The sequence below is a fragment of the Nonomuraea sp. NPDC004354 genome (assembly GCF_053602555.1).
Genome location: NZ_JBSGDV010000015.1, coordinates 223,111 through 243,728, shown reverse-complemented (window position 1 = coordinate 243,728; position 20,618 = coordinate 223,111). Strand labels below are relative to the sequence as shown.

Sequence of the window (20,618 nt, the reverse complement as noted above, 5' to 3'; positions counted from 1 at the left end):
CCCGCTACGACAAACGCGCCTACATGTTCCTGGGAACCGTCACGGTCGCAGCCTTGGTCATCTGGCTCCGCACGTGATCCAGGAAACAGCTCCTAAGGGGTAACCGACCGTCGAGGAGGGGACCCGTTGCGCCTGCCTGGCACTGCCGAGGCTCCGTCCGGCCGGCAGCAGGCTTTCCCTGGGAGACCGGCATGTCCGGCTCCTCGTTCTTGCGGTAGAGCTCGGATGGAAAGTCGTACTACCGGGAGGCACGCCCTGACGGGTTCGCGGTCATGGCCGGGATCGGCACAGGTCGGCGAAACTGTGCTTGATCCTGGAGACGGCCTGCTCGACGTGCGGGAGCTTGAGGGGGTCGTCCGCGGCGAGGGACTCTTCCTGCTGTTCCGGCGTATCACCGTAGAGCATGCTTGTAGCCACCTTGAAACGCAGTGCGCGTCGATCGTCGTCGAGTTGATGGCCTCCCAGAACCGCAATGCCATATCGATCCAGCAGGCGGCGCTGCAGGCGTGGTGAATCGGCGACGCCTTGCCTGGCAAGCGCCGAGCGAAGGCGTTCGAGATCGGGATAGAGATAGAAGCCTGCCGTCGGCGGACGGCACGTCGCACCCGCCGAGACCACGGCCCGGTGGACCGCTCGGGCGACGTGGCCGTGAAGGCGTGCGGCGGCCAATCTCCGATCCTGAACTTCCAGCGGCTCGGAGAAGGCGTATTCGGCCACGGCCTGCATGGGTCCGGCGAGCGAGGACCAGACATCGCTGGCGACCGCCACCAGCCCGTCCCGGAGCCATTCACCGAAGGCCCCGTCCGGAACGCGGAGCATACCGATACGCCACCCGCCGAGCGCCAGGCTCTTCGAGAGGCCGGTAACCACGACGGTACGCTCGGGCTCCACCTCTGCGGGACTCAGAAACGTCATGGCGGAGTCGTGAAGGGTGTCCCGATAGACCTCGTCCGAGACAATCAGCAGGTTCTCCTCGCGGGCGACGGCGCAGATTTCCCGGATCAGCTCCGGGGGCACGACGGTGCCGGTCGGATTATCCGGTGTGGTCAGAATGAGAATCCGGGGGTCATGCCCTTCAGCACGCGCTCGCCGGATCGCCTTTCTCGCCTGCGCCGGATCCGGTACGCCGCCGCACTCGTCAGGGATCGCCACATGAACGGTTCGTTTCCCGGTGAACTCGGCCTGCGGCCTGTAGCTGTTCCAGCACGGGCGTGGCAGAACGACATCGCCGGGCATCACCAGATTCAGCGCGAACAGCAGTGGCTTGCTGCCGGGACCGACCACGATCTGCCCGGCGTCGGTGGCAAGCCCTCGTCGCGCGAAATAGTCGGCTCCCGCCCGACGGACGTCGCTCTCCCCCGCGACCGGACCGTACCGGTTGCGGTGAGCGCTGTCTCGAAGGAGTCGCACCAAGGGAGCGAAAGCCGGCAGCCTCGCCTCGCCGAACCCGAGGTTGAGAACCGGCTCCCCCGTCGCGACGCGCGCCGCCACTTCCTCGTTGAGCCGAAGATTGGGCGACATACGCCACGTTGTCGAAGGGATCGGAGGCGACGTCACAGTCCGGTGTCTCCCTGCGAGGATGCGGATGGTCTGGCAGCACGAAGGAAAGCGTCCATGGTCAGCCGGAATGCTGAATCCGTGTTGATCCCGATCGCCCGGAGCACATCGGCGGAGATTCCCCGAACAGTGGACGGAAATCTTCTACGCCGGTGAAGCCCGACCGGTGAGCGAAACAGCACGCGGCGCCCAATGCAGGGGAATGCGGCACGGCAGTCGACGTCATTCAAGGAAGCGCGTCCACCGGCACCCGCCACTACAGTTCAGCCAGGTGGCTACGAGCGGGCATCCAACTCGACCCGCATTGCCGATGCGCAGGAAAGGTGCGCGCTCCAGAAATACTCCAGCTCCTCGCCACAAGGGTGTCTGAGATCTCAGCGGTGCCGCGTATCGCATGTCTCCACTCTTGTATCACATCGTTCCGGAGCACAATACACCTATGCGCGGATATCCTCCACGGAGCGCCTCAAAGTCCGTTGCTAGGCTCCTATGGGGTACTCGTTGTGATGGAGAGTCGCGTACCCGTCCATACCTGCCCGTGTCGCCGATCTTCCGATGCAGGCGGCAATACCTGCGACGGGATACGTCTGCGGAGACGGAGGACTACCCCACGTGTTCCGGAGCAGCAGTCGGCCGCCCGCGCGTCGGGCAGGGGAACTCCGGCCCTCGTGGGTATGCCTCGCTGCGGGCCGCACACTCTGCCAGGTGACGCTGTTCGGGGACGGCGCGCCGCCGGAGTACGCCACCCGCCGCGCGCCTTCCGGCCAGGAGGAGTCGGCACTCGCCCGCGTCGAGCATCCCCGTCCAGGGCCGGGCATTCGCCGTGGGCCGGTGCCCAGTCTGTGCGTTCCCGCCTGAAAGCCCACCGCGACCGCAACGCCCGTCCCGGTCGCGCGGAGCTCGGCAACTCACGGCGTCAGAAGGCAGCTCACCCGACGCACCGGAGGCATGGCCGGCTACTGCGCAGCCGCTCATACTGAAGGGCGTAGTTCTCGTAGAATCGTCTGCGGAGGCTACTCCACGGCGTCCTTGCATGGTATATCTGACGGTACGCAGCAATTGAGCCCATACAATCAAGAGAACACTTCGAATAAGCAGAGGAAGCCGGGCAGCGTCTCACACCGTTCTGCCTCTCATCGTGTTTCCGTACCGAACACCGAAAGCGGGTGCAGGGGGCCTGAAGGCGGTTCTCCCCGCTTTGTTTGTCGCCCGGACTCCGCTGCCGACAAGGTGGTTGTCGAGAGTAGTCGCGTCGTACGGCACAGTACGTTCCACAACCAGGGAGAGCCTCGTTGAGCGATCGATCAATGCGTAGCGAACGCTTGTCGGATTCCGAGATGGAGCGATGGCTCACGCTGTTCTGGATGACCCAGGCCGATCAGACCCCTGTTCTCGAAGAGCACTGGCGCCTCGACCTGCCGGCCACGAGGGAACAGGTCACAGCGGGGGTATCACGCCTTTGCGCAAGACATGAGATGCTTCGGAGCATATTCGACATCGAGCCAAGCGGGCTTCCGGTTCGCAGAGTGGTTCCCATGGAGGATTTCGTAGCGCCGACCGTCTTCACTGACGCCGATACCCCGTTTCCGACTCCGGAGATCGGCGACGCGGTATCATCGGGCAGATTCTTATGGTACATGGTCTTTCTAGTTGAGAACGACCTCATCCACGAAGTTCATTTATATCTGCAACACATCATCGCGGACGCAGCAGGCTTTGCCCTATGGCGCACACAAATGGATCAGGCGATTCAAGGCGTGGACTGGACGCCCCAAAGGCTCGCAAAGAGCGACGGCGGGCACGCGGACAAAAGTGGTACCGACTCTCCGGCGAACGCGCATCGCGATGAGCGGCTTGCGCGATCAAGCCAAGCGATTGTGCCGGCAGTTCGCAGCGATGCCCCCCACTCCCACTTTCAAATCTCCACTGTACTGCCCGGCCTGGCGGTCGAGCTTCAACGAGTGAGCGACGCCGCAGGCGTAAGCGTCCCTGTCGCCGCAAAGTTCTTGCTCGCATGGGCGATGTCGCAACTCTCAGGGCGATCCGATGTCTTACTCGCCAACGTCGCCTCTACCGGAAGCCTCAACAGCGAGGAAATAGGCTGCAGGATTTCAAACCTGTACGAGCTGGTCACCGTACGCGATGAAGCCACATTCCATCAAGCACTGAGCGAGCTGCAGGCCGAATCGTTCAACACCTACTTGGCCTGGGAGGATCGCGACTACTCGCAAGAGGTTGACCGGCGCGCGCGGATGCTGCAGCGGAGAGGGATCGGCGGCATCGCACCGGTCTACTTCGACTACATCACCGCGGTCCAGCAATCCGCGCCCCTCCACAACGAAACCACAAGGCCGCGGCAGATCGTCATCGAGGTCGGCGCCAACGCCGTGGACTGTCTGTCGCCGGTGTTCATTTTTTACCATGTGAACGATCGAGACATTCAGCTTGAGATTCGGGCAGACGAAAGGGTCATCGACTCAGACCTTGCCAAGGATCTGCCTCACATTCTCACACGGCTGACTCTTCTCGCCCAGCAAGTCTCGTTGCCGGTCTCTGCGGCGAAAGAGTTTTTTCCCCAGAAATTCCGCAATCGTTCGGACGCGATTTCGGTCGGCGGTCGCTGGCTCTCCCCGTCAGGTTTGAAGCGTCTTCTGGCGGAGTCTCCAGATGTGATTCACGCGGAAGTGGAGATTTCAGGCGAGCAGGTAGCGGCCGAGCTGCAGCTTGCCGAGCCGGCCGACATATTCGACGTACACGAGTTCGTCACCTGCCGCCTCTTCTCCAATCGCACGGTCTGTGCTCCGGATGTCTATTTTTGGCACAAGCCGGGCCGTCCGGCACGTCAGAAATGGACGGCAAGCCGCGAGGCGCTGCCAAGGCTGGCATGCGAAACGGAGAACGAGGAGCTTCTCGTTGCGTCTATTCAGGCATTTCATCGTGACGAAATTTCGAACCTGGCAGAGTCTTACGTCCAAGCAGGGGGTCGCCTGCTCCTGGCTCCGGCGGTTGTGCGCCGATTGGAAGAGCATGGGCTGACCGGGCTTGGGAGAGAGCATTTTGAGGCGCCGTTCTCGTTGCGTAGCCTCGCACGACTGCTGCGCCCCTCGCCTTTCCCAGTGCTTCCGCGCGCCCGGCAGCCCGGCAGCGACCCGGTTGAGGCCGACTCGGCTCAGGTGCCCCTCTTCCTGCAGCCCCCAAACTGACGCCACCATTTGTTCAGGACCAGGCTGGCGAAAGCCGTGGTCGTGGCGGCGGCGGGTTCGACCGCGCCCAGGAGCGCGGTCGTGATGGCCACTTGACTGCCCTGCTCCGTCGCAGGCCACCCGGAGCGATTCTTCCGCTCGGCGACACGGACCGGACCGCGGCCGGTGAACGGCGTGGGACGCACCACCGCCTCGGCTTCATCCACTGGATGGTCCCGCCCGGATTGTATGGACGCCATTCCCTCCTCGGCGAGGTGTTGCGGTACTCGATCAAGCCCGTGTGCCGCAGTACGGTCTGAACACTTGGCCGAATCGAAGAGGGGAACCGCTATGAGCTCCGCCACGTACGCGAACCCTTCGATTCCGAACCCGAGTTCGCGCTGATCGGCGGGGAGGTCACCGAGGGCGTAGTGCGCGTCGGTGATGCGGTACGGCGTCCGGTCGGCTTCAACGCCCCGCTCGTTCATGCCGTGCCTGCGGGTGATCAACCCGAACTCCGCCACCCTGGCGGAGGTCATCTCGGCCGCGCCGCTGGAAGGTCAGTGGTGGTTCTGGTGGTCGTGGGCCGAGCCGATCACCCCTGTCGGCGACATCGCCACGACGGCCGAACGCATCCGCCGCGTGCTGGCCACAGCCGCGCCAGCGCGCGCCCTTCCGAGCGGTGTGACCGTGCCGATGACATAGACCCTGTCACCGGGGTCACGTCCACGGACGTGGTGTATGAATCGATCTTCGCGTGATCCTGTTTCTGCAGGTTAAGCGGTAAGTGTCTGCGGGAGTGGGTTCTGGGCTGGTGTGTCGCCGGAGATCACCCGAACGCGGGCTTTGGCCAGGATGTCCAGGCCCATGTAGCGGCGGGCTTCGACCCACTCGTCGGTCTGCTCGGCCAGCACGGCCCCGACCAGCCGGATGATCGCTCCTCGGTCGGGGAAGATGCCGACCACGTCAGTGCGGCGGCGGATCTCCTTGTTCAGCCGTCGGTGATCAGGTGATGCTTGGAACCGGGCCGGGCACGGTCGACCGGGCTGGGCCCGGTGTGATCCCCCTTTTGAGCACCCGGACGTGCGAGGAGTCGACCACCGCGTGGGCCAGGTCGAGAGCGCCGACGGCGCGTAGTTCGGCCGGCAACACCTCGTGCAGTCGCTGCCAGATGCCTTGCTCATGCCACTCGGCGAGGCGTCGCCAGCAGGTCGACCCGGACACCCCGAACGCGGCGGTCGGCAGGTCCTGCCAACCGATCCCGGTACGCAGTACGTACAAAATCCCCGCCAACGCCGCCCGGTCGTCTCGACGTAACCGCCCCGGGTGACGAAACCGGCGAGGTCGCTGCGGCAGCAGCCGGGCCAGCCGGTCCCACAAGCCATCCACAATCGCTTGCTCTCGCACACTCGCGGCCGAGGCGATCGAACAGGGCGAGGAGGAACTGCACGCCGCGCTGACCCAGTTCGGCCAGACGCTGGCCCAGGCACTGCCGGACGACAGTGGCGCAGTGCGGGTGGACGAGGACGACACGCTCGTCATCCCGCCACTGTCAGCCGAAGACGTGCCGAGGGAGGTCAAGGAGCTGAAGGCGGAGCTGGCGGGGATGCCGCCGTTCGCACCGATCACCTCGCTGCTGATCAAGCTGGACGTAGGCACCGGGTTCCTGGACTGCTTCGCCCACGCCGGCGGCCGCAAGCAGTCCCGCTCGGTCGATCTCAAGCGCAACGTCCTCAGCGTGCTCATCGCCAACGCCACGAAACACGCCCCCGATGGCGGTGGCGACCCCCCAGGCTGAACAAGGCGATCAGCGCCAGGTAGAGGACCGAGCCGACGGCAGCGCGCAGCATAGGACCGCGCGTGAGGATGAGCATGTCGGCGGGGAAGCCGCTGTCGAACAGGATGCGCGGCGCGGCAAGCGCGGAGGCGAGCACGGCGACGCTCCCGGCGATCAGGGTGAGGCCGGCCAGAATGATCGCCTTGGCGGCCAGGACGCCGGTCCGGCGCGGCATGGCGGTCAGGGGAAGGCGGATCATGCCGGTGCCGTATTCACCGGTGATCGCCAGGACGGCCAGGATGGCGACGACCGCCTGGCTCACCTGGACCCCGGAAAAGCTGATCTTGGCAGGGTGGTAGCCGGAGCCTGCCGGGAGACACGACACGACGGGCGGAGGCTGATCGGCGGCCGCGGCGCCGGCAGCGGCTTAAGCAGGCCGCCGGGGCCGAGGGCCCGCCGCCGCAGACCGGTTCGGGCCACGGAGTCACCGGCCGGCGGACGGCCGCCCGCCACCGTGCGTGGTTTCGTGGAGCAGTTCGCGACGCTGCCGGTCGGGACCGGCCTTCCACACAGGATTCCGGCCGCCGCGAGCGGTACGTCATCGACGACGACGTCTGGCTCCGGGCGTTCAATGCCGACACCGGGGCACAGGCCGAGCCGATAGCCGTAGGGGTGGTTTCCGCCCTCTCAGCGGACGGGCTGCAGAGTGACGGGGAGCGGCCCAAGCTGAGGTCTCTTCCCGGCACGTGGATATGGGTCTGCGGGGTTGTGGAGACGCTTGCCGGTGGCGTCGCCTGAGCAACTTCCTGAGTTTCCCACGGCCGGCGTGGCCAAATCCCCATCACGCAATACTTGCAATGGACCCAACAGGCCCGCAATGCGACCAACCCTCGCCACCACTCTACTGCGATGTCGCCTGATGCCGACTTTGACATTCAATGTTGAAGAGGCGCATGTGATGGCTCGCATCTGGGACCACGTCCCAGATGCGGTTGCGGTTGATCGAAAGTCGATCTGGTTACGATCGCTGTTCGACCTATCCAAATTGTGGCAATCCGGTACCGTGTTAGCAAGGCATAGAGGAGTCCATATGGCAAATCGCAGACTTCCACCCGCCATCCCCGCGCCCCCGTGGCGGACCGTCGCCAGGCCGGAGCCCGACAAGGAGCCGTTGACGCGGAATCTCATCCTGAAAACAGCCCTGCGAATTATCGACAGAGAAGGCTTGGACGCCTTGAGCATGCGCCGGGTCGCCCACGACCTGCAGACGGGGCCGGCCTCCCTCTACGCGCACGTGGCCAACAAGAACGAACTTCTGGAATTGCTCATCGATATGGTGTTCGGGGAGGTCTCGGTCCCACAGGCTGACGCCGAGCACTGGCAGGAGAAGCTGAGGGAACTCGCCTTCGAGCTCAGGCGGGCGCTGACCCGGCACGGGGATATCGCGCGGCTGGTCAGCGCCTTCGCGCCCTGCGGCCCGAACGGGGTATGGGTGGCCGAAGCATTCCTGTCCATACTGCGCGCCGCCGGGCTGTCGGACCAGGAGTGCGGCTGGGCGGTGAGCCGTCTGACCTTGTACATCACCGCGGACGCGCTCGAGGTGAGCCAGCACTTCAGCAGGGGGCGTGCGACCGAGCCCAACGTCGAGGCCCACTGGCGGCGGCTGGGCGACTACTACTCCAGCCTTCCACCGCAGCACTTTCCGCACACCACGGCGATGGCGGAGACCCTGCTCTCCGGTAGCGGCGACGCGCGCTTCGAATTCGGCCTCGACCTTCTCATGCATGGCCTGAAAATTGTTTGCGAAAATCAGCAGAAGACGTCCGACGAAACTCCAGAACCTGCCGCGTTCGTAGATCTTTAGATTAGGGTTCGCCACGTCGGCGATAGTGGCTGATCCGTACCGGGGATTGATGGACAAAGCCGGAAGTACGGCCGGCCCGGCACGGAATCGACGACGTTCGCGGTCGGAACGAACAGGCGCACCAGAACGTGGCGGACCTCGGTGAGCAAGGGCTTAAAGCAGCCAGAGCGTCAGCCGCGGCTGTTTCAAATCATGATGTCGGCGGCTGAACCTGCAGATCGATAGATGCGGTAGTACTGAACCGGTGTACCCGCGGCCAGCTCTTCGGCCAGTATTTCGATCACTTGGTGCACCCGCCAGAGTGCTCCCGCCCGCGCGCCAGGAACGGCCTCAGCGTTTCAGCGAGCTCACCAACACGTTCGAAGATCGAGAAGTGATTGCCGTCGTGGCGCACGACCGTGCACTCCCGCTGCGTGCAGTGCGCCCAGCCCGCGCCCGCGTCCGGCCCTACGAGCGGGTCCTCCCGTCCCTGGATCACCAGCAACGGAGCGGAGATCCGGCGCGGTGGTGAGCCGGAGTCGTAGGAGACGGTGTTGCGCACGTCGGCACGGATCAGCGGCACGAAGAGCGTGGCGGCGATCGACGGGCTGAGCCCGGCCGGCACGCCACCCACGGTCTGGAGCGCCTCGAACAGCTCCAGGTCGGTCAGCTCCAGAGCGTCATCCCCCCAGTTCGCCCTCGTCTGCGGTGGGTTGCGCCCGGAGACGACCACCAGGCACGGCCCGTCGCTCGCCGAATCCTCAATGATCGCGGCCATCTCGTAGGCGATGAGGCCGCCCATGCTGTGCCCGAACAGGATGTACGGCCCGCCCCCCGCTCTCTCCCGCACACGGCGGGCGAGATCCATGGCGGCCGCGCGCACGGAAGGCGCGACCGGCTCAGCGGAGCGGGTGCCACGGCCTGCGAGCTCCAGCGGGACGACCTCGGCATCGTCGGCGAACCACTCCTGCCAGCCGCGGTAGACCCGGGCTGATCCGCCGGCGTAGGGCACGCAGAAGAGCAGCGTCATTTGTGGAAGTCCTCAGGGTCGGCGGTGGCGATCTGGATGGTTCGAGGGCGTTCGGCGGGCAGGAGCAGGGAGTCGAGTTCCGACCGGAGCCTCGCTTCCGTGTCCGGTCGTGTGTCGGTGACCGTGATCTCCAGGTCGAGGGCACTCTCGCCGCCCGCGCCCTCGGTCAACCGCGGTACGCAGCGCACGACTCCGGCGATGGCGTTGACCGTCTGCCGCAGGCCGCTGAGCGAGACCTTCTCGCCGCGGATGATCGCGAAGTCCGACAGCCGGCCGCAGAAGTAGTGGTAGCCGTCATCGTCGACGGTGAAGACGTCGCCGGTGGCGATCCGGCCGGGGGCGATCAGGGTGCGCGCGGCCGCCGATCCACCGATCTTCCTCTCCAGCACGGTGTCGGACTCCACCAGGAGTTCGCCGGTCTCCGGGCGTAGGGACGTCCGCACACCCGGCAGGGGCAGGCCGACGGAGGCGTGCCGGTGGGCCGGTTCGGCGTGGGCGGCGAGGGTCAGGACGCGCGGGCCCGCCTCGGTGAGGCCGTAGGTGAGGTACAGCTCGCCGTCTGGCCTGGCCGCCAGCAGCCGGGCTACCTGGGCCGGGTGGATCTGGTCCCCGCCGATGGTCATGACCCGGGGACCCGGTGACGGCAGGGCACCGTGGGCCAGGAGTCTGCGGGCGAGTTCCGGGGTGATGGAGGAGTGGGTCACGCCGTGGGCCGCGATGGCCGATTCGTAGCCGGCCGGGGTGAAGGGCGGCCCGGTGACGACGATCCGAGCGCCCGTGACATAGGCGGCCAGCACCTGGGCGACCATCGCGTACGAGTAGTACAGCGGCAGGTTGACCAGCACGGTGTCGTCAGCTGTCATGCCGACCGCCGCGGCGTGGCGGCGGGCGTTGCGCAACAGGGCGTCGACGCGGTGCAGGCAGGCGCTGAAGGCTCCGGAGGTGCCGGAGGTGGACATGAGCACCTGTCCGGCCCGGTACGGCGGCGCCGCGTCGGCGTCGGGTTGCGCATGCCCGGCCCGGTACGGCGGGGCGGTGCCGGCCTCGGGTCGCGCTCGCCCGCCCCGGCCGACCGGCGTGTCGCCGTCGAGCAGCACCGCCTCAACCTCGCCGACGGCGTGGCTGGCGGCCGCGCCGTACCTCTCCGGATCCGGTCTGGCGGCCAGCAGGGCCCGCGCTCCCAGTGTGGCCGCGAGCCGTCTTGTCCGGGCAGGCGGGGTCCTGGGGGCGATGGCGATCGGGACGAAGCCGAGCAGCAGGGCGGCCAGATACGTGCGCACCGTCCGCATGGAGTTGGACAGCGCGATGATGACCGCGTCGCCAGGTTCGAGGCCGAGCTTCGCGAGGTCGTCCAGGGTGCCGTCGATCCCTTCATGGGATGTTCGGGCGGCCAGGTCGGCCGACCTGGCCAGGAAGTCGGCGACCGGTCTCACGTCCAGCGGCGGTCCGTGGTTGGTGGTGGACATCAGAGGCATTCCCTTCATGACGTCGTGGCGAGAGAGGCGATCGGGGCGGTCAGGAGGGCGCGGGGATCGGTGCCCGGCTCCGTGGCGGCCTGCAGTACGGCGCACCGGGCGGTGTGTCCTTCAGGGTGCGCCTGGTGTCGCACCGCGATCACGTAGCGGGCTTGGCCGGAGCTGAGCCACGACTCCGCGACCGTCAGAGCTGTGTCGACGGTGCCGTCGTCGGCCGCCGCGAGGACCAGCGACGGTCCGCGCAGGCCCCATTGGATGCAGGTGAGCCCGGCCAGGATGCCCGGGTTGGCGCCGGCGAAGCGCAGTGGCGAGACCCGGCCGCGGGTGGTCACCTGAGTTGCGAGCGCCCTGGAGGTCGGCAGGGGCCGGCTGCCGGTGAGCACGATCACCGCCACGTCGTTCCGGGCGGCGAGCACGTCCTCCCCGCAGCCGCTCTCGCTCAGGGCCGCCTCGACCGCCGCGGCGGTCAACCAGGCCACCGGGTCGGCGTAGAGGGAAGGGCGGTTGGCGGAGCGGGTGGTGGGATCCTCGACCGTGACTGCACCATGACCGGCGACGGCCGGAAGACCGGGCCAGGTGACCTCTTCTCCGGCCCTCCGCTCCTCGGACCTGCTCTCCGTTCCCGCCGTGCCCTCGCCGTGCGAGAACCGCACACAGGTGTTGAACCCGCCGAACCCCAGCGTCAGGCTGAGCCCTGCCCCGCCGTGCAACTCCTGCGCCGTGCCGTCCGCCAGCCGCAGCGTGAAGCCGGGCATCGGCGAGTCCAGTCCCGCGAGCGGCGGCGTCGCCCGGTGCCGCAGCGCCAGGATGGTGGCGATCGCCTCGATCGCGCCGGTGGCGCCCAGGCTGTGGCCGAGGGCGCCCTTCGTCCCGAAGACGACCGGATCGCTCTCGGATCCGGCGAAGAGCTCGTGCAGGCTGGTCGCCTCCACCTGGTCGTTGACAGGGGTGCCCGTCCCGTGAGCGCACACCACGGCGACGTCTCCGGTGCCGCCCGGGCATCTGCGCACCGCGGCGACCACGCTGTCACCGGTGGGATCGGGAGCGGTCAGGCCGGTGGCGTCGTTGGCGGAGCCCACGCCGTCCAGGCGGGCGAGGATGCGAGCGCCCCGGGCTCGAGCCCTCTCCTCCAGCTCCAGGACCAGGAACCCCGCGCCTTCACCGAGCACCATCCCGTCATGACCGGCGTCGAAGGCACGCAGCCCGGTCCTGCTCATCGTGCCGAGCGCCGAATGGCCCAGGCGCTTGGCCTCGCTCAGCACGTCGGCTCCACCCGCCACGCAGATCCCGGCCCTGCCACTTCGGAGCAGCGCCTCCGCGACGAGCAGGCTGTCGGCTCCCGCAGAGCAGGCAGTCGTCACACACAGCGGGGTACGCGGATGCCCGAGCCGGCGCGCGACCTCCTGGGTCCAGTGCCGTTCGGGCTCCTCCTCCGCGTCGAGCTGCCCGCCGAAACTGGTACCGAGCACAAGCGTCACCGAGGGATCGTCCACCGCGACTCCAGCCTCAGCGAAGGCCTCGGCCAGCGTGCGGACAGCAAGGGCGATCTGCCGTTCTTCCGGAGCCAAGGACACATACGGCGGGCACGGCACCTGCCCGGCAAGCGACGTGCGGAGCCGGTGCGGCGAGCCGACCGGGACGACGCCGGTGGCGCCCGCACACAGCCGGCGCCACACCTCGTCGAGCCCGTCCCCGAGCGGCGTGGTCCACGCCATCCCGGTGACGACGACCACGGGCGCGTTCACCACAACTGCCGGCCCATCGCGGCGACCGTTGTCCGGGTGAGCGTCCCCTTGAAGGCGGCGACCGTCGCGCTGCCGACGGACGCGCGACACGAGAAGAAGAACGCGTCGCCACGCAGCCGATCAGCCCGGACATCGAAGACGACCTGGTCGCCGGGGACGACCGGCTTGGTGAAGCGGGCGGTGACAGAGCCGATGAGGGTAAGCTCGTCCTCGGCCAGCGGCCTGGTGCTCAGCAGGTAGAGGATGATGCCCGACTGGGCGAAAGCCTGCATGAGATGACTGCCCGGGTAGATCGCACGCTCCGGGAAGTGTCCCGCGATCGCGTCGAGGTTGCCGGAGACGGACAGCAGGCTCCTGAGGAACACCCCGGGCTCATGGTCGGTGACCCGGTCGATGTAGATCATCGGGTGACGGTGGCGCAGCCACTTCTTCATCTCGGTGAAGCCGAGCGTACGGTCGGCCGACGACTGATCCGCCTGCGGTGACGCCGTCTGGAGTTGCATGGGGCGGTCCTTTCTTTCTCCGCGGGAAGTCAGCTGACCATTTCCTCGTCTTTTTGGAGATGCTCCACCAGCGCCTGGACCCCGCCGAGCGTGGTGAAGTGCTCGGGGGAGAAATCGTCGTCGTCGATGGTGATCCCGAAGGTCTGCTCAATGCAGACCCGCAGCTCGACGTAGCCGAGCGAGTCGAGGCCGTAGACATCGCGCAGGCTGTCGTCGGGCTGCATCCGCTCCGCCGGGATGTCGACGAGAAGCTCGGAGACGAGAATTCCCTTGATGGTCTGCAGGACGTTCACTGGTTTTCTCCAACAGGGTTGAATTCGTTTGTTAACGCGTCGACGAAGGCAGTGGAGTGCCTGGCCGCCACGAAATCCGGCTGGGCCAGCAGCCGCCGCAGCAGTGGGATCGTCGTGGCCATCCCTGGCCCCTCGACGGCGAACTCGGCCAGCGCCCGGTCGGCGCGGACGATCGCCTGCTCGCGCGTCGGCGCCCACACGATCACCTTGGCGAGCAGCGAGTCGTAGTCCGGCGGGATCACGTCGCCCTGGCCGAACCCGGAGTCGACCCGCACCCCGGGACCGCCCGGCGGGTGGTAGGAGGTCAGGCGGCCGGGCGTGGGGCGGAAGCCCGCCGACGGATCCTCGGCGTTGACCCGGCACTCGATGGCGGTGCCGGTCAGCGTGACCTGTTCCTGGGTGATGCCCAGGGGTTCACCGGCCGCGACGCGGATCTGCTCTCGCACCAGGTCGACACCGGTCAGCAGTTCGGTGACCGGGTGCTCCACCTGGATGCGCGCGTTGATCTCCATGAAGGTGATCTCGCCCGCGGCGTCGAGCAGGAATTCCATGGTTCCCGCCCCGGTGTAGCCGACACGGCGCGCCCCGGCCACGGCGTACTCGCCGAGCCGCTCGCGAACCCGGTCCGGCAGGAGTGGTGAGGGCGCCTCCTCCACCAGCTTCTGGTTGCGGCGCTGCAGCGAGCAGTCGCGGTCGCCCAGGTGCAGAACGGTGCCGTGCGTGTCAGCCAGGAACTGGACCTCGACGTGGCGCGGGGCCTGGACCAGGCGTTCCAGGTAGACCTCGCCGTTGCCGAAAACCTGGCGTGCCAGGGCGGTCGTGCGCCGGTAGACCTCGCGCAGCTCGGCGCGGTCGCCCGCGGGCTCGATGCCACGGCCGCCACCACCGGCGGCGGCCTTGACGATGACGGGGTAGCCGATCCGCTCGGCCACCTCCTCGGCCTCGGCCTGCGTCGCCACGGGACCGTCGCTGCCCGGCAGGATCGGCAGCCCGGCCGCGGCGAGCAGGGCGCGGACCCGTGCCTTGTCGCCCACGCACTCCATCACCTCCGGGCTGGGCCCGATGAAGACGACCCCGTGGTCGGTGCAGATCCGCGCGAAGTCCGCGTCCTCGGAGAGGAACCCGTAGCCGGGGTGGATGGCTTCGGCGCCGGTGCGCAGGGCGGCCTCGATGATCGCGGGCGGGTAGCGGTAGCTGCGCTTGGCCGGGGCCGGCCCGATGTGCACCGCCTCGTCGGCGTAGGCCACGAAGCGGGCGTCGCGGTCGGCCGTCGAATAGACGGCGACCGTCTCGATGCCCAGCTCGCGGCAGGTCCGTGCGATGCGGAGGGCGATCTCACCCCGGTTGGCGATGAGGATCTTGCTGAAGCTCACGGCTCCTCCGCCCTGATCCGCACCAGCGCCTGGCCGTACTCCACGGGCGTCGCGTCGCCGGTCACGACCTCGACCACCTCGCCCGCCAGGTCGCTCTTGACCGGATTCATCAGCTTCATCGCCTCGACGATGCCGACGGTCTGTCCCGCCCGCACGTGCTCCCCCACCTGGATGTACGGCGGGGCGCCCGGCTCCGGCGCCACGTAGAAGGTGCCGACCAGCGGGGCGGTGATCTCGTGCAGACCGGTATCGTCCGCTTCCGTTTCCTCCTCCGGCGCCGTCACCAGCGGCAGCGGGGCAGCGGGTGCGGTCCCGTGCGCCCACGAGATGTCCAGTGCCCACTCGCCCATCCGCAGCGAGAGGCTGGCCAGCGGACCCGACACGGTCTTGACGATGTTGCCGGCCTCTTCGCGCAGCAGGCGGAGGACCGCGTGCCGCTCGTCGGTGTGCTCAGTCATCGGCGATCATCCCCAGCACCCGGAAGCGTTCGTAGCGATGTTTGCGAAGCTCGTCGCCGCTCAGCCCGGCGAGCTCGCGCAGGGCCTGCCGTACACCGGCCTTGAGGTGTTCGGCCGCGGCGGCCGGGTCGGTCTGGGCACCGCCGGGCGGCTCGGGCACGATGCTGTCGACGATGCCCAGGCGGAGCAGGTCCGGTGCGGTGATCCGGAGCGCCTCGGCCATACGCGGGCCGTGGGACGGGTCGCCGAACAGGATGGTGGAGCAGCTCTCCGGGCTGATCACCGAGTAGACCGCGTGCCGGAGCATGAGCACCTGGTTGGCCACCGCCAGCGCCAGCGCTCCTCCGCTGCCGCCCTCGCCGATCAGGACGGAGACCACCGGCACCGGCAGTTCCGACATGCCGGCCAGGCACTCCGCGATCGCCCAGGACTGCCCGCGGTCCTCGGCGCGGATCCCGGGAGCCGCGCCCTGCGTGTCCACGAGCGTGACCACCGGCAGGCCGAGCCTGCCCGCCAGCCGCATCAGCCGCAGCGCCTTGCGGTAGCCCTCCGGATGGGCCAGCCCGAAGTTCCTGGCGACCAGCTCGTCGGTGCTGTGCCCCTTCTGGTGCGCGATGATCATGACGGGGCGGCCGTCGAGGAGCGCTGGGCCGCCGACGATGGCCGGGTCGTCGCCCTCCAGCCGGTCGCCGTGGAGTTCGACGAAGTCCGTGCAGATCCGCCAGATGTAGTCCAGGGCGGTGGGGCGGCGGGTGTCGCGGGCCAGGCGCAGCGTCTCGTACGGCGTCGGCGCCTCCTGTGGTCCCCCCGGCGCCTCCTGCAGTTCTTCCAGTGGTCGCTCCCACGCGGTGACCTGGCCCGGATCCCGGGCCGAGGTCACCGCCAGCAGCCTGGCCAGTAGCGGGCGCAGGCCGTCCCTGGTCTCGACCCGGTCGATCAGGCCGCGGCTCTTGAGGTACTCGGCCGTCTGGAAGCCCGGCGGCAGTTCCTCCCGAGTGGCGGCGGCGATCACCCGGGGGCCGGCGAAGCCGACGCGTGCCCCGCGTTCGGCCACCAGGACGTCGCCGAGGGTCGCGAAGGAGGCGGTGACCCCGCCGAAGGTGGGATCGGTGAGCACACAGACGCTGAGCGGCCCGGCCTCACGCAGCGCGCGCATGGCCTGGGCGGTCTTGGCCATCTGCATGAGGGAGACCGCGCCCTCCTGCATGCGGGCCCCGCCGGAGGTGATGGCCAGGATCAGCGGGATCCGCTCGCGCAGCGCCGTCTCGCAGGCGCGGGCGACCGTCTCGCCGACGGCCGAGCCCATGCTGCCGCCCAGGAAGGCGAAGTCCATCGCCGCCACCACGACCCGCCGGCCGCCGATGGTGGCTCCGCCGTACAGGATGGCGTCCTGCAGTCCCGTACGGCTGCGCGCCTCGGCGAGCCGCTCGGGGTAGGGCCGCGAGTCCGCGAAGCCCAGCGGGTCGCCACCGCTGACCTGCGGCGCGGGGGTGAAGGAGCCGGGGTCGGCGATGGTGTCGATCCGTTCCCCGGCGGCGAGCCGCTGGTGGTGCCCGCACTCGGGGCAGACGCGGCGCGATCGCAGCAGCCGCGGCCGGTAGACGAGCGCGGCGCATTCCCGGCACAGCTCCCAGTCACCGGCATCCTTCGCTATGGCCATGAGCAAGACTCCTCGAGGTCGGTCAGGAGCGTCGGGGCGCGCTCAGCCGCGCGCCTCCGCTTCGATGGCTTCCTTGATCAGCTTCAGCTGCACGGCTGAGTTGGCGTTGACGCGGTCGGCCATGCCGGCGTCGTCAACCGGCATCTCCGGCTTCAGCTCGAAGTCCTGCACCCAGCGCAGCAGGACTCCCTCGTCGGTCTGGAGGTACTCCCAGAACAGGAACATGTACTTGAACGGCCCGAGCTCGACCCGCTGGGAGCGCACGGTCCTGGTGGCGGGGTCGGCGGTCCGGTCCGACACCCAGCTCCACACGACCCCGTTCTCGTCGGGGTGCATGGAGAGCCGGAACCGCACGGTGGTGTCGGTCCGGTGCAGGATCTCCGCCGCGCTGTACTCGCTGAACAGCTTCGGCCACGACTCGATGTCGTTGGTCATGTCCCACACGAGGTCCATGGGCGCGGCGATCGTGATGGCATTGTCGGTGTGTGCTGACATTTCAGGACCTCACTGCGTGGTCTGGAGTGGCGGCCATGAAGGCGTTGACGTAGTCGACGGCCTGCCGCGGCGTGCGCAAGTGCTCCATCGTCTTGTCCGAGATCTGGATGCCGTGCCGGCGCACCAGCTGGGAGACCAGCTCGTACTTGGCGAGCGAGTCGTAGCCGAGGGACTCGAACTCCTCATCGGCGTTGCTCTCGGTCAGTTCGTCGGCGTCGTCGACGCGCAACATCGACCGCAGGTCTTCGAGGGTGAAGACGCCGGTTGCAGGCTCTGACATGGTGTCGCTCTCTCCTCGTCGAATCGGTGAGTCGAATCGGTGAGTCGAATCGGTGAGTCGAATCGGTGAAGGGTCATGCGCCGAGCACGACGGCCGAGACGAAGCCGCCGTGCCCGCGGGCCACGACCATCGCGTGCCTGACCACGCCCGGGCGCGGCTCGTTCAGCACGAGGTCGAGGTCGTAGAGATCGGGAACCGTGGTGGTCGCCGCCGTGTGGGGCACGCAGCCGTGGCGTATGGCGAGCAGGGCCGTGACCAGGTCGAGTCCGCCGCCCCCGGCGTGGAGCCGTCCGGTGAGCGCCTTCGGGACGGTCACCGGGACACCACCGCCGCCGAACACCTCGCCGATGGCCCTGGCCTCGTCGGCGTCGTCCGCGGGGACGGCCATCCCGTCCGCGAACACGACGTCCACATCTCGCGGCCCGATCCCGGCATCGTCGAGGGCCCGCTCCATGGTCCGCCGCAGCGCCGACGGGCGGCCGGTCCACGGCGCCGGGTCGAAGCCCGCGGCGTGGCCGAGCACGGTGCCGTGGATCCGCGCCCCCCGCCGCCTGGCTTCGGCGGCGGGCTCCACGATGAGCATGGCGCCGCCCTCTCCTGGCACGTAGCCGGCCGCGGAGGCGTCGAACGGGCGGTAGGCATGCTCCGGTTCGTTCACGGTGGACAGGCGGCCCGAGGTGAGCTGGGCCGTCAGCCCGTAAGGGCACAGGGAGGCGTCGGTGCCGCCGACGATGGCGGCCTTCACCTCGTCCCTGACCAGGCGCCGCGCGAGCGCGACGGCATCCAGGCCGCCCGCCTGCTCCGCGCAGAGCACCCCGGCCGGCCCCTTGGTGCCGTGGCGGATCGAGATCTGCCCGGAGGTCGCCGCGTAGAACCAGGCGATGGACTGGTAGGGGCTGACCCACGAGGGGCCGTGCTGATAGAGCCGCTCCATCTCCTTCTGGCCGAACTCCGTGCCGCCCGACGAGCTCGCCGTGACCACGGCCACCGCGTACTCGGGGAGCTCGGCCGGGTCGAGCGCGGCGTCCTGGAGCGCGGCCTGGGCCGCGCTCAGCCCCATCTGGGTGAAGCGGTCGGTCTCCCTCACGAACCGGGAGGGCATGGTGCCCCTCGCCACGTAGTCCTCCACCTGACCGGCGACGCGGACGGGGTAGGAGGCCGGATCGAAGCGGCTGTTGGGACGGATCCCGCTGCGGCCTGTGAGGACCGACGACCAGTGCTGGTCCAGGCTCTGGCCGGTCGGCGCGACGACGGCCATGCCGGTGATCGCGAGCGTGCTCATGGGCGAACCGTTCCAGGTGCGGCCAGCAGGACGGCGGTCTGGAATCCGCCGAAGCCGCTGCCCACGTTGAGGATCACGTTCATGCGGTGATCGCGGGCGACGAGCGGGACGTAGTCCAGGTCGCATTCCGGGTCGGGCACGTGCAGATTGGCCGTGGGCGGCACCACCTGGTGTTCCAGGGCGAGCACGCAGGCCGCCAGCTCGATCGAGCCGATCGCCCCCAGGGAGTGGCCGATCATCGACTTGATCGAGCTGATCGGCACCCGGCGGGCGTGGTCGCCGAGGCTGTCCTTGAAGGCCGCGGTCTCGTGCCGGTCGTTCTGCTTAGTGCCCGACCCGTGGGCGTTGATGTAGTCCACGGCGGTGGGGTCGAGCCGGGCTTCGCGCAGGGCGACGCGGATCGCCTCGGCCATCTCCCGGCCATCTGGGCGCAGGCCGGTCATGTGGAAGGCGTTGTTGCGCTGGCCGTACCCGACCAGCTCCGCCTGGATCCGGGCGCCGCGCGACCGCGCCCTGCTCTCCTCCTCGAGCACCAGGATCGCGGCGCCCTCGCCGAGGACGATGCCGTCGCGCCGGGCGTCGAATGGGCGCGAGGCGTGCTCTGGGTCGTCGTTGTTGGCCGAGGTGGCCTTGATCGCATCGAAGCACGCGTAGGTGATGGGTGACAGGGGCGCGTCGGTCGCGCCGGCGATGACGACGTCGGCCGAGTTCTCCTCGATCAGCCGGGCACCCATGCCGACGGCGTCCAGGCCGGACGTGCAGCCCGTGGAGACGAGCTGGACCGGCCCCTCGGCGCCCGCCTGCCAGGCCACCTCGGTGGCCAGCGTGCTGGGGACCATGTACCCGTACAGGTGCGGGACACCGTAGGTGTGGTCGACGAGCCACTGGCGGCCCTCGTCGGACAGGACCCGGTACTCCTCCTCCAGGGAGATCGTGCAGCCGACCGCGCTGCCGAGGCTGACCCCGACGCGGGCCGGGTCCACGCCGGACAGGTCAAGACCGCTGTCGGTGAGCGCCTCCCGCGTGCACACGACGGCGAACTGGGCGGCGCGGTCCATACGGCGCGTCTCGCGCTCGGTCAGGCCCGCCGCGCGCGGGTCGAAGTCGACCTCGGCGGCGAGCTGCGACCGGAACGGAGCGGGGTCGAACATGGTCAGGGTGCGGGTCGCGCTCTGACCGCCGGCCAGCAGTTTCCAGAACGCGTCCCGCCCGACGCCACCGGGGGCGAGCACCCCCATCCCGGTGATGACGGCACGTCTCATCACGGCTCTCCCACTGACGGAAGGGGTTCCGTGTCGACGTGGCCGAGGTCGGGTCGCGGCGCCAGCGGCGAGAGATGGAACACGACGTGCGCCGTCGAGTCGCCCACGTTGGCCAGGCGGTGGCGTTGCCCGATGGGCACCAGGAACGAGTCGTCCGGGCCGAGGGCGATCGGCTCGTCCTCCACCTTCAGCTCGAGCTCGCCCCGGATGACGTGGATGAACTCCTCCGAGTACGGGTGATAGTGCTCGCTCACGTACTCCCCGGGCTGCAGCAGCACGGAGCCGCCGAACCCCGACGTGGCGCCGCAGGTCTTCTGGCTCAGCGTCACCCGGATCTCGCCGCCGCGGTGGCGGTTGGGCGTGACGTCCGCGGCGTTGATGACCTTCGTGGTGGTTGTCATGT

The 20,618-nt window shown here is 68.5% G+C and carries 21 protein-coding genes and 2 pseudogenes; 5 read left to right on the top strand and 18 right to left on the bottom strand.

Annotation, left to right across the window (positions count from 1 at the left end; genetic code table 11):
- Window positions 1-270: 270 nt before the first annotated feature.
- Window positions 271-1,521: a pyridoxal phosphate-dependent aminotransferase gene (locus ACWENQ_RS33430; RefSeq protein ID WP_449930132.1), complete on the bottom strand. Its 1,251-nt coding sequence runs from the start codon at window positions 1,519-1,521 to the stop codon at window positions 271-273.
- A 741-nt stretch (window positions 1,522-2,262) separates the two neighbouring features.
- Between ACWENQ_RS33430 and ACWENQ_RS33425 the strand changes: the two genes are divergently transcribed.
- Complete coding sequence (locus ACWENQ_RS33425) at window positions 2,263-2,415, top strand: hypothetical protein (RefSeq protein WP_449930134.1); 153 nt, start codon at window positions 2,263-2,265, stop codon at window positions 2,413-2,415.
- Between the two features lie 479 nt (window positions 2,416-2,894).
- Entirely contained in the window at window positions 2,895-4,760 is a 1,866-nt protein-coding gene (locus ACWENQ_RS33420) for a hypothetical protein (RefSeq protein ID WP_452417802.1), read from the top strand.
- Here the strand turns inward: ACWENQ_RS33420 and ACWENQ_RS33415 are convergent.
- Entirely contained in the window at window positions 4,727-5,248 is a 522-nt protein-coding gene (locus ACWENQ_RS33415) for a hypothetical protein (protein ID WP_449930138.1), read from the bottom strand. The genes ACWENQ_RS33420 and ACWENQ_RS33415 overlap by 34 nt on opposite strands.
- Here ACWENQ_RS33415 and ACWENQ_RS33410 point away from each other — a divergent pair.
- Window positions 5,241-5,444 (top strand): hypothetical protein, encoded by a 204-nt coding sequence (locus ACWENQ_RS33410; protein ID WP_449930140.1) that lies wholly within the window; start codon window positions 5,241-5,243, stop codon window positions 5,442-5,444. The genes ACWENQ_RS33415 and ACWENQ_RS33410 overlap by 8 nt on opposite strands.
- Before the next feature lie 71 nt (window positions 5,445-5,515).
- Here ACWENQ_RS33410 and ACWENQ_RS33405 read toward each other — a convergent pair.
- Both ACWENQ_RS33405 and ACWENQ_RS33400 read right to left on the bottom strand, forming a co-directional pair.
- Window positions 5,516-5,737: pseudogene (locus ACWENQ_RS33405) on the bottom strand (transposase); the annotation flags it as partial.
- Window positions 5,737-6,146: pseudogene (locus ACWENQ_RS33400) on the bottom strand (transposase); the annotation flags it as partial. The pseudogenes ACWENQ_RS33405 and ACWENQ_RS33400, both read right to left, overlap by 1 nt.
- Before the next feature lie 103 nt (window positions 6,147-6,249).
- Here ACWENQ_RS33400 and ACWENQ_RS33395 point away from each other — a divergent pair.
- On the top strand, window positions 6,250-6,537 hold the full coding sequence (locus ACWENQ_RS33395) for a hypothetical protein (RefSeq protein ID WP_452417800.1): 288 nt from the start codon (window positions 6,250-6,252) through the stop codon (window positions 6,535-6,537).
- Here the strand turns inward: ACWENQ_RS33395 and ACWENQ_RS33390 are convergent.
- Entirely contained in the window at window positions 6,482-6,838 is a 357-nt protein-coding gene (locus ACWENQ_RS33390; protein WP_452417799.1) for a hypothetical protein, read from the bottom strand. The genes ACWENQ_RS33395 and ACWENQ_RS33390 overlap by 56 nt on opposite strands.
- Window positions 6,839-7,687: 849 nt before the next feature.
- Between ACWENQ_RS33390 and ACWENQ_RS33385 the strand changes: the two genes are divergently transcribed.
- Window positions 7,688-8,380, top strand: a complete 693-nt coding sequence (locus ACWENQ_RS33385) for a TetR/AcrR family transcriptional regulator (RefSeq protein ID WP_452417797.1) — start codon at window positions 7,688-7,690, stop codon at window positions 8,378-8,380.
- 280 nt (window positions 8,381-8,660) lie between these two features.
- Here the strand turns inward: ACWENQ_RS33385 and ACWENQ_RS33380 are convergent, their stop codons facing one another.
- The 13 genes from ACWENQ_RS33380 to ACWENQ_RS33320 form a co-directional block, all read right to left on the bottom strand.
- On the bottom strand, window positions 8,661-9,389 hold the full coding sequence (locus tag ACWENQ_RS33380; RefSeq protein WP_449930144.1) for a thioesterase II family protein: 729 nt from the start codon (window positions 9,387-9,389) through the stop codon (window positions 8,661-8,663).
- A complete protein-coding gene (locus ACWENQ_RS33375; protein ID WP_452417795.1) occupies window positions 9,386-10,855 on the bottom strand; it encodes a class I adenylate-forming enzyme family protein in 1,470 nt (489 codons plus the stop codon). Before ACWENQ_RS33375 ends, ACWENQ_RS33380 begins: the two co-directional genes overlap by 4 nt.
- A gap of 14 nt (window positions 10,856-10,869) precedes the next feature.
- A complete protein-coding gene (locus ACWENQ_RS33370; protein WP_452417793.1) occupies window positions 10,870-12,609 on the bottom strand; it encodes a beta-ketoacyl synthase N-terminal-like domain-containing protein in 1,740 nt (579 codons plus the stop codon).
- Window positions 12,606-13,112: a 3-hydroxyacyl-ACP dehydratase FabZ family protein gene (locus tag ACWENQ_RS33365; RefSeq protein WP_452417791.1), complete on the bottom strand. Its 507-nt coding sequence runs from the start codon at window positions 13,110-13,112 to the stop codon at window positions 12,606-12,608. Before ACWENQ_RS33365 ends, ACWENQ_RS33370 begins: the two co-directional genes overlap by 4 nt.
- 29 nt (window positions 13,113-13,141) lie before the next feature.
- A complete protein-coding gene (locus ACWENQ_RS33360; protein ID WP_449930152.1) occupies window positions 13,142-13,405 on the bottom strand; it encodes an acyl carrier protein in 264 nt (87 codons plus the stop codon).
- Entirely contained in the window at window positions 13,402-14,778 is a 1,377-nt protein-coding gene (locus tag ACWENQ_RS33355) for an acetyl-CoA carboxylase biotin carboxylase subunit (RefSeq protein ID WP_452417789.1), read from the bottom strand. The genes ACWENQ_RS33360 and ACWENQ_RS33355 overlap by 4 nt, the downstream gene beginning before the upstream one ends.
- Entirely contained in the window at window positions 14,775-15,236 is a 462-nt protein-coding gene (locus ACWENQ_RS33350; RefSeq protein ID WP_449930156.1) for an acetyl-CoA carboxylase biotin carboxyl carrier protein, read from the bottom strand. Before ACWENQ_RS33350 ends, ACWENQ_RS33355 begins: the two co-directional genes overlap by 4 nt.
- The gene (locus ACWENQ_RS33345; RefSeq protein ID WP_452417788.1) at window positions 15,229-16,896 is read right to left on the bottom strand and encodes an acetyl-CoA carboxylase carboxyltransferase subunit alpha; all 1,668 of its coding nucleotides are present in this window, start codon (window positions 16,894-16,896) and stop codon (window positions 15,229-15,231) included. Before ACWENQ_RS33345 ends, ACWENQ_RS33350 begins: the two co-directional genes overlap by 8 nt.
- 42 nt (window positions 16,897-16,938) lie before the next feature.
- Window positions 16,939-17,391 carry an SRPBCC family protein gene (locus tag ACWENQ_RS33340; protein WP_449930160.1) on the bottom strand — a complete coding sequence of 151 codons (453 nt, stop codon included), beginning with the start codon at window positions 17,389-17,391 and terminating at the stop codon, window positions 16,939-16,941.
- Between the two features lies 1 nt (window position 17,392).
- Entirely contained in the window at window positions 17,393-17,671 is a 279-nt protein-coding gene (locus ACWENQ_RS33335) for a phosphopantetheine-binding protein (RefSeq protein ID WP_452417786.1), read from the bottom strand.
- Between the two features lie 73 nt (window positions 17,672-17,744).
- Window positions 17,745-18,953 carry a ketosynthase chain-length factor gene (locus ACWENQ_RS33330; RefSeq protein WP_452417785.1) on the bottom strand — a complete coding sequence of 403 codons (1,209 nt, stop codon included), beginning with the start codon at window positions 18,951-18,953 and terminating at the stop codon, window positions 17,745-17,747.
- Complete coding sequence (locus tag ACWENQ_RS33325) at window positions 18,950-20,218, bottom strand: beta-ketoacyl-[acyl-carrier-protein] synthase family protein (RefSeq protein ID WP_449930166.1); 1,269 nt, start codon at window positions 20,216-20,218, stop codon at window positions 18,950-18,952. Before ACWENQ_RS33325 ends, ACWENQ_RS33330 begins: the two co-directional genes overlap by 4 nt.
- Entirely contained in the window at window positions 20,215-20,616 is a 402-nt protein-coding gene (locus ACWENQ_RS33320; protein ID WP_449930168.1) for a cupin domain-containing protein, read from the bottom strand. The genes ACWENQ_RS33325 and ACWENQ_RS33320 overlap by 4 nt, the downstream gene beginning before the upstream one ends.
- Window positions 20,617-20,618: the final 2 nt, after the last annotated feature.